The organism is Rhodococcus sp. NPDC047139 (assembly GCF_040643435.1).
Taxonomy (GTDB): Bacteria; Actinomycetota; Actinomycetes; order Mycobacteriales; family Mycobacteriaceae; genus Rhodococcus.
The window spans coordinates 53027-66874 of sequence record NZ_JBEYUH010000019.1; the positions used below are offsets into that span (position 1 = coordinate 53027).

Consider the following 13848-nt stretch of genomic DNA (forward strand, 5'->3'; position numbering starts at 1 on the left):
ATGCGGAATGCGCGAAGGTGGATCGGGGCTGCTGCTGTGCCCGTGCTGGTTCTCTCCGGTGAGGCGACCTTCGCCGGAACTGCGGCGGCCCTTCCCGACACGGGTTCGGTCGCCACAGCGAACGGAAGCGACGTCCCGGCGACCTTCGCGTCCGACGGCACGATCTTCCACGGTAGTGTGCGCGTCCCGGACGATGCGACTGTCGGTGCTGCGCTGTTGCTTCCGGGCAGCGGTCCCACCGATCGCAACGGCAATCAACCCGGTTTCGCCTCGGACACCCTGGTGCGCACGGCCGACGCATTCGCCGCCCACGGCATCGCAAGTCTGCGGTTCGACAAGATCGGAGCCGGCGAGACGGGACTCGGTAGCTACACACCGGAGACCGTCGGCGAGTACGGCTTCACCGAGCAGGTCGATCATGCCGAGGCTGCAGCGCGTCTGCTCGTCGAGCGCACAGGTGTCGCCGCCGAGGACATCCTCGTGCTCGGACACAGTGAGGGCGCGTTGACCGCCCTCGCCCTCGCCGATCGCGGCATCGGGAGCGGCTTCGCCTTGCTCGCGCCCCTGCCGATGCGCTATCTGGATCTACTGACCGCTCAGTTCACCGCACTCGCCGATTCCGGACAGCTCGGCGCCGATGCCGAGGTGGTCCGGGCCGAGTTGCCACGCACCGTCGACGCGCTGCGGACCACGGGCGCCGTGCCGGCCGACGTACATCCGATGATCGCGCAGCTCGGTCTGAACGCCGCGAACGCCAAGTTCCTCTCCGAGGCGGACAGGCTCGATCCGGTCGAACTCGCCGCAGAGCTGACCGCCGACAGCCCGGTGCTGCTCACCTGCTCCGACAAGGATCCGAACGTCAGTTGCGCACAGGTCGAGCCGCTGCGGGCCGCACTTGCACACACCGACCTGCGGTTCGAGCATTTCACCACGGCGAATCACGGGCTCGAGGAACTCGGGCCGCTGCAGCCGGGACCGGCAGATCTGGTGGCACTTCTGCCCACCTCGTTCGAATTCTCGGCGGCGATCGACGGCTGGGCAGCCGAACAGGCACGCTGACGACCCGATACGCACGTTCGTGGGATTGTCCCCTCGGCGCGCGGGTACCCACGACTCATGACTGCACTCCATGCCGTGGCCTTGAACTGCACTCTCAAGCCGTCGCCGACCGAGTCGAGCACCGACAAGATGGTGGCGCACGTCCTCGACGCTCTGTCCGAGCACGACGTCAGCGTCGAGACGGTGAGAGTCGTCGACTTCGACGTGCGGCCCGGCGTGGAAGCCGATATGGGAGACGGGGACCAGTGGCCGGAGATCGTCGAGCGCATCGCCTCGGCAGATATCCTGGTCGTGGCGACACCGACCTGGGTGGGGCACATGTCGAGCGTCGCCCAGCGTGTTCTCGAGCGACTCGACGCCGAGTTGTCGAATACCGACGACGAGAACAGACCCCGCATGGTGGGCAAGGTCGGCATCGCTGCGGTCGTCGGCAACGAGGACGGAGCCCACAAGATCGTCGCCGATCTGTTCCAGAGCCTCAACGACATCGGTTTCACGATCCCTGCCCAGGGCTCGACCTACTGGAACGGCGAAGCGATGTCGGGTACCGACTTCAAGGATCTCGACAAGGTACCCGAGGCGGTTCGTTCGACGACCGAGTCCGTCGCCCGCAACGCCACCCATCTGGCGAAGCTCCTGCGTCAGCGGCAGTATGCACCGTATCGGGGATGAATATCCGCCTCAGCGGCTGACGGCTTTCTGATATCTGTGAATCGCGAAGGGCACGAACACGATCAGCATCAGTGCCGTCCACAGCAGCGACGCGAGGACTGCATTCTGCAGAGGCCAGACATCGGGTGGCGGCACCATGGGATTGGTGTTGCCGAACAACTCCCGCACCGCCTGTGTCAGCGCCGAGATGGGATTCCATTCGGCGATGGTGCGCAGAACCGGGGGCATCGTCGAAGGGTCGACGAAGGTGTTCGCGATGAACGACAGCGGGAAGATCACCATGAAACTCGCGTTGTTGAAGACCTCCGGGGTACGAATCCACATGCCGATCACGGCCATGACCCACGACAGGGCGTAGGCGAACAGCAACAGCAGGATGTAGCCGGCGAGCGCCTCCCCCAGCGACGTGTGGATACGCCAACCCACGACGAGACCGGTCAACGACATCACCACGAGGCTGACCACATTGATCAGTACGTCGGTGGTCGTGCGTCCGATCAGCACCGCGGACGGCGCCATCGGCAACGACCGGAACCGGTCGATGATACCCTTCTGAAGGTCCTCGACCATGCCCAGGCCCGTCCAGGTGGATCCGAAGATGACCGTCTGGGTGAAGATGCCTGCGATGAGGAACTCCCGGTACGACAGACCGGGTACTTCGATCGCACTCCCGAACACGTAGGCGAAGAGCAACACGAACATGATCGGGGACAGGGTGGTGAACACGAGGAGATCGGGCACGCGCTTGATCTTGATCATGTTGCGCTTGGCAATGGTCAGCCCGTCGGAGGCCACCATCTCGAGGGTGTTCACGACACTGCCTCCTCGATCTTCTCGTCCGTCCCGTGACCGGTCAGAGTAAGGAACACGTCGTCGAGCGTCGGTTTCCTCAGGGCCACGTCGGAGACCCGGATACCCGCGGCCGACAACTTGCCCAAAGTGGTTACGAGACTGTCGGTTCCCCCGTTGGAATCCGCCTTGACCGGCACGGTGAAACGGCCGGTACTGCGTTCCACCCTGATCTCCCCGGACGCGACCGCTTCGAGTTCACGGAGCGCTCGGTCGCGCTGGTCGGCCGCGGCCACGGCGAGTTCGATGCGTTCGCCACCGACGCGGCTCTTGAGTTCGTCGGCGGTGCCGCGGGCGATGACCGTGCCACGATCGATTACCGCGATGTCGTCGGCGAGACGTTCGGCTTCGTCCATGTACTGGGTCGTCAGCAGCAGTGTCGTGCCGCGTTGCACCAGCGTGTCGATGACATCCCACAAGCCGAGCCGGGCACGCGGATCGAGGCCGGTGGTGGGCTCGTCGAGGAAGAGCACGGGAGGATCGGCCACGAGCGCGCCCGCGAGGTCGAGACGCCGGCGCATACCACCGGAATAGCCTTTGACCGGGCGATCGCCCGCTTCGTCGAGATCGAACTGCTCGAGCAGTTCCCGGGCCCGGACCCGGCTTCGTTTGGTGCCGAGGTGGTACAGGCGGCCGACCATCTCGAGGTTCTCGAACCCCGTGAGATATTCGTCGACCGCTGCGTATTGACCCGACGCCCCGATCCGGGAACGGAGCGCCCGTCCCTCGGTAAGGATGTCGTATCCCGCCACCTGCGCGTGACCGGCATCGGGAACGAGCAGCGTCGTCAGGACCCGCACCATGGTGGTCTTGCCCGCCCCGTTGGGTCCGAGCAGCGCGGTGACAGTTCCTTCCGGCACTCGCAGATCGACACCGTCGAGTGCTTTGACCTGCCCGTACTTCTTTACGAGTCCTTCTGCAACTATGGCGTCGGCCATGAGTTTCTCCCTGACTGTGGTCGCTAACACAGTGTGCACGAAGAGACCGACACGATTCGACCGCTTTTTTCATCGCCACGACCCGGCGGGGGCGAACAAGCCCCCTATCCAGCGTCCGTTCCGGCTGCTCAGCCCGTCACGCGAGCAGCATTACCTGCATCGATCGGCAACACGGTGCCCGAGATATGAGCAGAAGCCTCGTCGGCGAAGAAGAGCACGGCACGAGTGATCTCCGCGGGTTCGAGCCACGGGACCGGCTGCGCGTGCAGTGACGAGAAGACCGGCGCGACGTCCTCGGCGGTCGGATGTTCGAGATCGGGCCTGAGCATCCCGTAAAGCGTGTCGTTGTGGATCATCGGCGTGGAGATGTTGCCCGGAGCGACAGCGTTGACGGTGATGCCGTTCTGCGCGAGGTCCAGGGCCGCGCTCTTCGTCAGGCCGATGACGCCCCACTTCGACGCCCCATATGCGGCCATGTTCGTGTTGCCGGCCCGGCCGAGCATGGACGACACCGTGACGATACGTCCGTAACCACGCTCGATCATCCCGGGTGCCACGGCAGCGATGGTGTTGAACACCCCGGTGAGATTGGACGAGATCGCCTCGTTCCACATCTCCTGGGGCATGCGCTGCACAGGCGCCGCCACCGACACTCCCGCGTTCGCGACCGCGATGTCGATTCGACCCAGTTCGTCGTGGGCGCGGGCGACGAGCGCATCCATCGCCGTGCGGTCGGCGGTGTCGAGCGTCGCCGAGACGACCCGGCGACCGGTCTCCTCGACGAGGCGCACCGTCTCCGCAAGGTCGGCCTCGGTTGCGAGCGGGTATCCCACCACCGGTGAGTCGGCGCATCGATCACAGAGCACCAGGTCCGCCCCCGCCTCGGCGAAGGCGACTGCATGCGAACGACCCTGCCCCCGCGCTGCCCCCGTGACGAATGCGACCCTGCCCTCGAAGCCCATCATGACGTCCTTCCATCGACGTGGTGTACGTCACTTGTACCGTGCGGTGCCGAGAGCACCTGTCGGCTGTCCCGCACAGCGGAATCTCCTCCGAGGGGCACTGGCGACGGGGCGTCACCGTGCCCGATCACGGAAGAACTCGAGCACATGCGGCCTCGCGGTCACAGCCCCGACCTGGCCTTCACCCGACCCCGGTCCACCGCGTCGTGCAGCGCCTGCAGATCTCGCTCCGTCCGGTCCGCGTACGCCACGGCGAACGTCGAGAGCGCATCGTCGAACTCCTCGTCCGTTCCGAGATAGGCCGCGAGCGCGATCCGGTCCCCCGCCCGGGCGTGCGCGAAGGCGAGAACCCGGGCGCACAACCGCCCGTAGAGCTTCATCCCCTTGGGCACCATGTCCTCGATCACGGCCGAGCCCTTTCCGTCGCGAAGTTGGCGCATGTAGAAATCCCGGCTCACCCCGTCCGCTCCCGGGCCCTGTTGCCAGCCGAGGAAGATGTCGCTCGCGGACTGCATCAGCCGCTGACCGTTCACGACCCGTTCGCCCTCGTTCCGGAACGAAGGACCGTCGATGTAGTTCGACAACACCGAAGGCTGGGCTTCCTTCGCCTGCAGAAACAGCGGGTCCTCGTCGTCCACGCCCCGCAGCAGGAGAATCCACGCCCGCGTTCCGACGCTCCCCACTCCCACTACTTTCCGCGCCGCCTGGACCAGTTCGAACTGCTCGAGGAGCACCCGGCGATCCCACTGCAAGGTCGCCCGGTACGAACGCAGGCGGTGGCGCAGATCGCCGTAGATCGCTTCGGCGTCGAGATCGGCGAAGACCTCCTCCACAGGCACGATCAGTGGCGGCTCGCTGACGATCCGGCGTCGACCGTCGACGAGTACGGTCAACTTGTCCAGTGCCTGGAGGTTGTCGCGTCGCGAGGCTTTGTCCAGCGCTTTCCGGGTACGTTTCTCGATCCCGGCATCCCATCGGTCGCCCGAGTCCGCCAGCTCCACCGTGGGGTCCAGGTGGGAGTAACGCACCGCGAGATTTCCGCGTTGCGCCTGCCTGCACATGGTCTCTCGATATTCGGCGACACACGCACGCACGATCCGCCGGCGTTCCTTCGCTGTGAACCCGTTGTCCCGCCCCGCGATCTCGAGACTCGCGGTGAGGCGCTTGACGTCCCATTCGAACGGTCCCGGATAAGTCTCGTCGAAGTCGTTGACATCGAAGGCCATTCGGCGTTCCGGGGTTGCGAAGAGTCCGAAATTGCTCGCATGCGCGTCGCCGCACAATTGCGTGTGCAGACCGCTGTGCGGCGTGCGTGCAAGATCGTCGGCCATCACCAGCGCGGCACCGCGGAAGAACGCGAACGCCGACGTCGTCATGCGTCCGTAGCGGACCGGAACCAGCTGAGGGACGCGGGACCGCGCTTGTCTCTCGAGCAACGCGATCGGATCTCGGGAGGATGCTCCGAGCTCGGCGAGCGAAGCGACCGGGGTGACACGACGTGCGGCGAGACCGTTCCGCACCCGCTGTTCGCGGGTCGGATGTACGACATGACCGTCCGTGTCCGACACGGGCCCTCCACGTGGATCTCGCCGGGGCGTGACTACATCGTATGCAGCCTCACGGCGACGCGGGCGGGAATACGGTCAGGGCCGAGAGAGCACGAGTCCGGAGGTCGGAACTCCCGTTCCTGCCGTGACCAGGGCGTGTTCGACCTTGTCGACCTGATTCACTGCAGTGCCGCGGATCTGACGGACGCCTTCGGCGATTCCGTTCATCCCGTGGATATAGGCCTCGCCGAGCTGACCGCCGTGGGTGTTGATCGGTAGCCGCCCACCGAGCGTGATGCCGTCGGAGACGAAGTCCTTCGCCTCTCCCCGACCGCAGAATCCGAGCTCTTCGAGCTGCATCAGTACATACGGGGTGAAATGGTCGTAGAGCACCGCCGTCGCGACGTCCTGCGGTCCGATTCCCGCCTGTTTCCACAGCTGATCACCGACGATGCCCATCTCGGGCAGTCCGGTGAGCCCGTCCCGGTAGTAGCTGGTCATGATGTACTGATCGGGCCCGCTCCCCTGCGCCGCCGCGGCGATCACCGCCGGGGTCTGCTTCAGATCCTTCGCCCGCTCCACGCTCGTGACGACGATCGCGACACCGCCGTCCGATTCCTGGCAGCAGTCGAGAAGATGCAGGGGTTCGGCGATCCACCGTGAGTTCTGATGATCCTCCAGGGTGATGGGCTTGCCGTGGAAGAACGCTTTGGGGTTGGTCGCGGCATGGGCCCGATCCGCCACCGCCACGGCACCGAAGTCGGCGCTCGTCGCACCGGAGACGTGCATATAGCGCTGCGCGACCATCGCGACGAACGACGCCGGGGTACTCAGACCGTGCGGATAGGAGAAGGCATTGTCTGTGCCGGACGAATTCACCTGTGCAGCCAGTGAAGTGTTCACCTGGCCGAAGCGCGCTCCGGACCGTTCGTTGAATGCGCGATATGCGACCACCACGTCGGCGACACCGGTGGCGACAGCCATCGCTGCCTGTTGCACGGTCGCGCACGCCGCCCCGCCCCCGTAGTGGATTCGGGAGAAGAACTTCAGTTCCGGAATCCCCACCGAACGAGCTACGGCCACTTCGGTATTGGTGTCCATGGTGAACGAAACCAGACCGTCGACGTCGGCCGGCGTCAGCCCTGCATCGTCGAGTGCGTCGTGCACCGCCTCGGCCGCGAGACGGAGTTCGCTGCGCCCCGAGTCCTTCGAGAAGTCCGTAGCACCGATGCCGACGATCGCCGCTGCTCCCGACAGGCCGCTCATGCGGCGCCTCCGATCACGAAAGTGGCTACGGCCGTGATGTGTTTTCCCAGGCTGTTGGTACCGGTGACGTCGACGGTGACCAGGCCGTCCTGCACCGACGAAACGGTGCCGGTGAGAGTCAGGTCGTCGTATGCGTACCAGGGCACACCCAGCCTCAGCGAGATCGACTTCACCACCGCCCGCGGGCCCGCCCAATCGGTGACGTACCGCTGCACCAACCCGGTGTCGGTGAGGATGTTGACGAAGATGTCCTTCGATCCGCGTTGCTGCGCCTTGTCGCGGTCGTGGTGCACGTCCTGGAAGTCGCGTGTGGCCAGGGCCGTCGACACGATGAAGGTCGGGTCGGCGTGGATCGTCAGGGAGGGCAGGTTCTCGCCCGTCGCGACGGTCGGGGTGCTCACACGTCCTCCTCGAGGGGCTTCCATGCATACAACGTCCACGCTTGCCCGCCGGTCTCGTCATCGCCGGGGAAGTCGAGATAGGTTGCTTCTACGGGCATTCCGATGCGCACACGATCCGGGGCGACGTCTCGGAGTTCACCGAGCATCCGCACGCCTTCGTCGAGTTCGACAAGTGCGACGACGAAAGGCACCTGGCGTCCGGGCACCTTCGGAGCATGGTGGACGACGAAACTGAAGACCGTTCCGCGGCCGGAGGACACGACGTAGTCCGTGGATGCGGACTTGTCGAGCCAGACGGCCGGAACGGGCGGGTGCTGCAGCGTGCCGTCGGGACGTCGCTGGATGCGCAGTTCGTGCGCTTCGATGCCCTCCCAGAAGAACCGGGTGTCGTGCGAGACGGACGGGCGGAGCATCCGCGTCGGATCCAGATCATCGGGAACCGTCGGTGCGGGTGCACTTTCCGATTTCACCGGAGGAGCGAATTTCAGTATCCGGAACAGCATTTCGGCGACGACTTCGTCGCCGACCTTCCACAGATTGCGGGTGGTGAAGAACCACCCCTCGCCGAGGCCGGTCTTCTTGGGGCCGACGACGTCCTCGAGAGTGGATTCGATCGTGACCTGTTCGCCGTGGCGCAGGTAGCGATGATAGATCTGGTCGCAGTTCGTGGCGACGACCGAGGTGTATCCCGCATCGTCGAGGATCTGCGTCATCCGGCCGAGCGGATCGTCCTTCTCGCGTTCGGCGCCGAGACCGCGCATCGTCCAGACCTGCGCCATCGCGGGCGGGGCCACGAGTCCGTCGTGGCCGGCGGCAATCGCCGCGGATTCGTCCGTGTAGATCGGGTTGTCGTCGCCGATCGCCTCGAGCCAGTTGCGGATCATCGGCAGGTTCACGGGATCACGGCCGGGCCTGGGCGCGGACGAACCGTCGCTCCGGACCTGTTCGGCCGCCCGGAGGATCTCCTCGGGGGTGCTCATCGAATTCTCCTGTGTCACCGCGGTACCCGTGGCATCCCGAGACCTGCCGTCGCGATCAGTTCACGCATCACCTCGTTGACTCCGCCGCCGAAGGTGATGACGACATTGCGTTTGGCCATCATGTCGAGCCAGCGGAGCAGTTCGGCGGTGTCGTCGTCGGCCGGATCGCCGAAGGCACCGACGATTTCCTCGGCGATACGCCCCACCCGCTGGATCCGCTCGGTGGCGAAGACCTTGGTCGCCGACGCGTCGGCGATGTCGACCGCGTCGTTGCTGCTGGCAGCGACCTGCCAGTTGAGCAGTTCGTTGAGCCGCCAGGTCGCGTGGATCTCACCGAGCGCGCGTCGCACTTCGGGACGGTCGTGCAGGTCGTGGGCGCGCACCCAGTCGACGAGACGATCGTAGATACCCGCGACCCGGCCGGCCGGTCCGAGCATGACGCGTTCGTGGTTGAGCTGGGTGGTGATGAGCTTCCAGCCTCTGTTCTCCTCACCGACCAGCATCTCCACCGGAACACGCACATCGCTGTAATAGGTGGCGTTGACGTGGTGGGCACCATCACACGTGATGATCGGCGTCCAGCTGAAGCCCGGATCCTTCGTGTCGACGATGAGCACGGAGATTCCTCGGTGCCGCGAGTCGGCGGGGCCGGTGCGGACGGCGAGCCAGATGTAGTCGGCGTCGTGACCACCCGTGGTGAAGATCTTCTGGCCGTTGACGACGTAGTGGTCGCCGTCTCGGACCGCCGTGGTGCGCAGCGCGGCGAGGTCGGTGCCCGCCTCCGGCTCGGAATACCCGATCGCGAAGTGCACCTCACCGGCGAGGATCGCCGGCAGGAACTTCCGTTTCTGTTCGTCGGTGCCGTAGACCTGCAATGTCGGGCCGACCGTCTGCAGCGTGACACTCGGCAGCGGGACATCGGCGCGAACGGCCTCGTTGGCGAAGATCTGCTGTTCGACGTCGCCGAATCCCCGGCCGCCGAATTCCACAGGCCACCCGACGCCGAGCCATCCGTCCTTGCCCATGCGGCGCACGACCTCACGATAGGTGGGGCCGTGGCGCTCGGTGCGCATGATCGCAGCTTCCTCGTCGGTGACGAGGTCGGCAAAATAGTGGCGTAGTTCGGCTTGCAGTGCGCGCTGGTCGTCGGTCAGATCGATGAACACCGGGCCCCCACGAGGTCGAGTCGGTACGAGGCGCCGCCGAGCCACCGGGCAAGGTCCTTGGCGGCCGACGAATACTTGTGCAGCGGATAGGTTTCGTCCACGCCGATGCCGCCGTGCAGATGGTGCAGCACACGCATCGCCGGAGGCAGTTCTGCCGCGATCCAGTACGCGGTGACATCGAGATCGTCTGCGGCGTCGAGGCCTTCGGACAGGCGCCAGACGGACGACAGTGCCGCGACGTGCAGTGTGCGGGCGGTGACGTAGACGTCGGCGATCTGCTGGGCGACGGCCTGGAACGTCGCGAGCGGCTTACCGAACTGATGTCGCTCACTGACATGCTGAGCGGTGAGTTCTGTTGCACCCGAGAGCAGCCCGTCAGAGAAGGCCGCTATGGCTGCGAGCGCGATGCGGTAGAATACCGCGACGGCGTCGGGGCCGGATTCTGCGAGGAGGACGCCCACGGCCCCGTCGGCGCGCAACGAGAACTCCGGAGTACCGGCCGAGGTGGGATTCGGGCGCAGGGTCACGCCGGCGGCATCCGGCGACAGTGCGATCACCCCGGCGTCGGTGGGCAGCAGCACCGTGCGCGCTCGGTCGGCATACGGCACGGCGACGAACGAACCCGTGACCGCGTGGCCTCCGCCGGCTTCGACCGCGGTAGCGGCGGGCCGCTCGGGGAAGGCACGGCCGGGTTCTCCGAGCGCGGCCGTCAGGACGCCCCCCTCGGAGACCCCGGCGAGCAAGTCGCCCTGCTGCGGCTCGGAGGCGAGCGCGAGAATGGGCAGCACACCGAGACCCAGGGTCGCCAGAGCAGGTGTCTGCGCTGCTCCGCGCCCGATCTCCGTGAGAACCGTGGCCACTTCGCCCATTCCCAGGCCGGAGCCGCCGAGACGTTCGGGCACGGCGAGCGAGAGCAAGTCGGCGTCGGCGAGCGCGGCCCACAGGGCCTCGTCCGCAAGGCCGCGTTTCAGGAGGCCGGCCGCTATACCGGCGACCTCCTCCTGTGTCTCGTCACGTGCGAAGTCCACCGTCACCCACCTTTGATATAGAACGTGTTCCAGTTGTAGCACTCCCCGGGCATCCGGCGAAAGGACTCCTCAGTCGCGCGGCAGGCCCAGGAGTCGCTCGGCGGCCACGGTGAGAAGGATCTGCTCGGTACCACCGGCGATGGTCAGACACCGGGTGTTGAGGAACTCGCGGGTGAGCGGACCTTCCACCCAGCCGGCCTCGCCCGCGAGATCCATCGCCAATTCTGCGGTCTCCTGTCGCTGCCGTACACCGATGAGCTTGCGCACACTCGATGCCGCGCCCGGATCCTGACCCTCCAGCTGCGCGAGGACGGCGCGCAGATCGAGCAACGATCCGACCGTGGCCTCACCGATCTGAACCGCGATGCGGTCCTCGGCCACGGGATCTCCCGGAGTCGAGAGCGCGAGGAGCTCCTCGATCCGCGGCCCGAGCGACGACTTGCCGCCCATGGCGACGCGTTCGTTGGCAAGGGTGGTGCGCGCGAGTTTCCATCCTCCGCCGAGCTGACCGACCACGCAGTCGTCCGGCACGAAGACCGAATCGAGGAAGACCTCGTTGAACAACGCGTCGCCGGTGATCTCCCGCAAGGGCGACACCGTGATACCCGCCGACTTCATGTCGACGAGGAAATACGTGATGCCCTTGTGTTTGGGGGCCTCGCGATCGGTGCGCGCGAGGCAGATCGCCCAGTCCGCCTCGTGCGCGAGGGAGGTCCACACCTTCTGCCCGCGCAGCAGCCATCCTCCGTCGACCTTCTCGGCGATCGTGCGCAGCGCCGCGAGATCCGACCCGGCCCCGGGTTCGGAGAACAGCTGGCACCACACCACGTCTCCGCGCAGCGTGGGCATCACGAAGCGCTCGATCTGTTCGGGCGTGCCGTGTTCGAGGATGGTGGGGACCGCCCACCATCCGATCACCAGATCGGGTCGTTCGATTCCGGCGGCGGCCAGCTCTTCCTGGACGATCAGCTGCTCGGCGGCGCCGGCACCTCGTCCGTAGGGCGGCGGCCAGTGCGGTGCGAGACAACCCGATTCGGCGAGCGCGACGCGCTGTTCGGATTCGGATTTCGCGGCGATCTTCTCGACCTCCGCGCGGATGCGGGCCCGCTCGTCGTCGTGATCCGACAGATCGACGCCCAGATGACGACGTGCACCGCTGCGGACGAGCTCCGTCAGCCGCGCGCGCCACCGGGTGGAGCCCCCGAGAAGCTGACGGGTGGCGACCGCTCGGCGGAGATAGAAGTGCGCATCGTGTTCCCATGTGAACCCGATGCCGCCGAGTACCTGGATCGCATCCTTGGCCGTCTGTACCGCGGCGTCGAGGGCGACCGCGGCGGCTACCGCAGCCGAGACGGGCAACTCGTCCGGCTGCGCATCGACGGTGGCCGCAGCATCCCAGGCCACAGCACGGATCTTCTCCGTTCGGCAGAGCATTTCCGCACAGATGTGCTTGACGGCCTGGAACGACCCGATCGGCTTGCCGAACTGCTCGCGGATCTTCGCGTATTCGACCGCGGTGGTCAGTGCCCAGCCGGCGAGGCCGGCCAATTCCGCGGCAGCGAGACCGGCGGTGAGGTCGCGTACGAATCCTGCCGGTGCGGTCGCGACACGATCGGCGTCGACAGTCGCGCCCTCGAGTCGCACGCGGGCCAGTGCGCGGGACGCATCGATGGTGTCGAGCGGTTCGACGTGCAGCCCGGGGTCGTCGGCTTCGACGAGCGCCCAGCGTTCGACCTCGGGATCGCTCTCCACACGCACCACCACCGCGATGCCGGCTTCCGCGGCCACCGCCGGTCCTGCATCACCCCGTAGCACGAACCCGTCACCGGCAGGTTCTGCGGCCACGCACGAGTCGAGGGCGAGTGCTGTGGGCACCGCTCCTTCCGCGAGGCGGGCCGCCGTCTTGGCGACGGAGTCACCGGCACGGCCGAACACGAGAGCCGCCACCGCGGTGGTCAGAACCGGGCCGGGCGCGAGTTCGCGGGCAGCGCCTTCGAGCATGACGGCCAGATCGACGGCGGTCGCCCCGAACCCGCCCACCTCTTCGGGAACGGCGACACCGAAGATCCCGAGTTCCGCGAGCGACGACCAGCCGTCCCGCCAAGTCGCGTCGCCTCCACGACGTATCGTCGAGATGGGGTCTACGGCGCGTGACCAGGCCTGGACAGATGCCTGAACAGCCCGCTGCTCCTCGGTCGTGGCGATACTCACAGCGGTTTCCGCCCTTTCGAATGACATCATTGCTAGAACGTGTTCTAATATGACACCGATTCAGAGTCAAGGCGTGAGGAACAGAATCTATGGCCACCCCGTCCCGCTCACGTGCCAACGGACACGGAACTCTGACCGCCCTCACCGAGGACGATCTCAGTTCCAATGCCCAGAAAGAACGGCGCAAGCGGATCCTCGATGCCACCCTGGCGCTTGCGTCCAAGGGCGGGTACGAGGCCGTGCAGATGCGGGCGGTCGCCGAGCGCGCAGACGTTGCTGTCGGAACGCTCTATCGCTATTTCCCTTCCAAGGTGCATCTGCTGGTCTCGGCGCTCGGTCGTGAGTTCGCCCGCATCGAGGGCAAGGGCCGGATCCCACCCGGTCACAGCCCGCTCGAGCGCATGCACCTCATCCTGAGCCTGATCACCAAGGCCATGCAGCGCGACCCCCTGCTGACCGAAGCCATGACGCGGGCGTTCATGTTCGCCGACGCCTCGGCGGCCGCCGAGGTCGACCAGGTCGGCACTCTCATGGACCGGCTGTTCGCGAGGGCCATGAACGACGGAGAACCCACCGAAGAGGAACTCGCCATCGCGCGTGTCATCAGCGACGTATGGCTGTCGAATCTCGTTGCGTGGCTCACACGCCGGTCGTCGGCCACCGATGTCGCCCGTCGCCTCGAACTGACCGTCGATCTTCTGCTCGGCGACGGCTCGCGTGCCCCGCAGACGGTCGCGGCAGAGACCTGACCTGCCGCGACCCGATTCTG

The 13848-nt window shown here is 66.3% G+C and carries 13 protein-coding genes; 3 read left to right on the top strand and 10 right to left on the bottom strand.

What is annotated here, in order from left to right; genetic code table 11:
* Positions 1–1059: an alpha/beta fold hydrolase gene (locus ABZ789_RS20040; RefSeq protein ID WP_358427477.1), complete on the top strand. Its 1059-nt coding sequence runs from the start codon at positions 1–3 to the stop codon at positions 1057–1059.
* Positions 1060–1116: 57 nt separating this feature from the next.
* Entirely contained in the window at positions 1117–1731 is a 615-nt protein-coding gene (locus ABZ789_RS20045; protein WP_358427480.1) for an NAD(P)H-dependent oxidoreductase, read from the top strand.
* A 9-nt stretch (positions 1732–1740) separates the two neighbouring features.
* Here the strand turns inward: ABZ789_RS20045 and ABZ789_RS20050 are convergent, their stop codons facing one another.
* The 10 genes from ABZ789_RS20050 to ABZ789_RS20095 all read right to left on the bottom strand — a co-directional run bounded on the left by ABZ789_RS20050 (position 1741) and on the right by ABZ789_RS20095 (position 13079).
* Complete coding sequence (locus ABZ789_RS20050; protein ID WP_358427483.1) at positions 1741–2544, bottom strand: ABC transporter permease; 804 nt, start codon at positions 2542–2544, stop codon at positions 1741–1743.
* On the bottom strand, positions 2541–3518 hold the full coding sequence (locus ABZ789_RS20055) for an ATP-binding cassette domain-containing protein (RefSeq protein WP_358427486.1): 978 nt from the start codon (positions 3516–3518) through the stop codon (positions 2541–2543). The genes ABZ789_RS20050 and ABZ789_RS20055 overlap by 4 nt, the downstream gene beginning before the upstream one ends.
* Positions 3519–3646: 128 nt before the next feature.
* Positions 3647–4483 (bottom strand): mycofactocin-coupled SDR family oxidoreductase, encoded by an 837-nt coding sequence (locus ABZ789_RS20060; RefSeq protein ID WP_358427489.1) that lies wholly within the window; start codon positions 4481–4483, stop codon positions 3647–3649.
* A 158-nt stretch (positions 4484–4641) separates the two neighbouring features.
* On the bottom strand, positions 4642–6048 hold the full coding sequence (locus tag ABZ789_RS20065) for a DUF2252 domain-containing protein (protein WP_358427492.1): 1407 nt from the start codon (positions 6046–6048) through the stop codon (positions 4642–4644).
* A gap of 75 nt (positions 6049–6123) precedes the next feature.
* Positions 6124–7293 (bottom strand): lipid-transfer protein, encoded by a 1170-nt coding sequence (locus ABZ789_RS20070; protein ID WP_358427495.1) that lies wholly within the window; start codon positions 7291–7293, stop codon positions 6124–6126.
* Positions 7290–7694 carry a MaoC family dehydratase gene (locus ABZ789_RS20075; RefSeq protein ID WP_358427498.1) on the bottom strand — a complete coding sequence of 135 codons (405 nt, stop codon included), beginning with the start codon at positions 7692–7694 and terminating at the stop codon, positions 7290–7292. Before ABZ789_RS20075 ends, ABZ789_RS20070 begins: the two co-directional genes overlap by 4 nt.
* Positions 7691–8674 carry a bifunctional MaoC family dehydratase N-terminal/OB-fold nucleic acid binding domain-containing protein gene (locus ABZ789_RS20080; protein ID WP_358427501.1) on the bottom strand — a complete coding sequence of 328 codons (984 nt, stop codon included), beginning with the start codon at positions 8672–8674 and terminating at the stop codon, positions 7691–7693. The genes ABZ789_RS20075 and ABZ789_RS20080 overlap by 4 nt, the downstream gene beginning before the upstream one ends.
* Before the next feature lie 14 nt (positions 8675–8688).
* A complete protein-coding gene (locus ABZ789_RS20085) occupies positions 8689–9840 on the bottom strand; it encodes an acyl-CoA dehydrogenase family protein (protein WP_358427504.1) in 1152 nt (383 codons plus the stop codon).
* Complete coding sequence (locus tag ABZ789_RS20090) at positions 9825–10868, bottom strand: acyl-CoA dehydrogenase family protein (RefSeq protein WP_358427507.1); 1044 nt, start codon at positions 10866–10868, stop codon at positions 9825–9827. Before ABZ789_RS20090 ends, ABZ789_RS20085 begins: the two co-directional genes overlap by 16 nt.
* Positions 10869–10937: 69 nt before the next feature.
* On the bottom strand, positions 10938–13079 hold the full coding sequence (locus ABZ789_RS20095; protein ID WP_358427510.1) for an acyl-CoA dehydrogenase: 2142 nt from the start codon (positions 13077–13079) through the stop codon (positions 10938–10940).
* Between the two features lie 89 nt (positions 13080–13168).
* Between ABZ789_RS20095 and kstR the strand changes: the two genes are divergently transcribed.
* Positions 13169–13828, top strand: coding sequence for a cholesterol catabolism transcriptional regulator KstR (kstR, locus tag ABZ789_RS20100; protein ID WP_358427513.1), 660 nt, complete (start codon positions 13169–13171; stop codon positions 13826–13828).
* Positions 13829–13848: the final 20 nt, after the last annotated feature.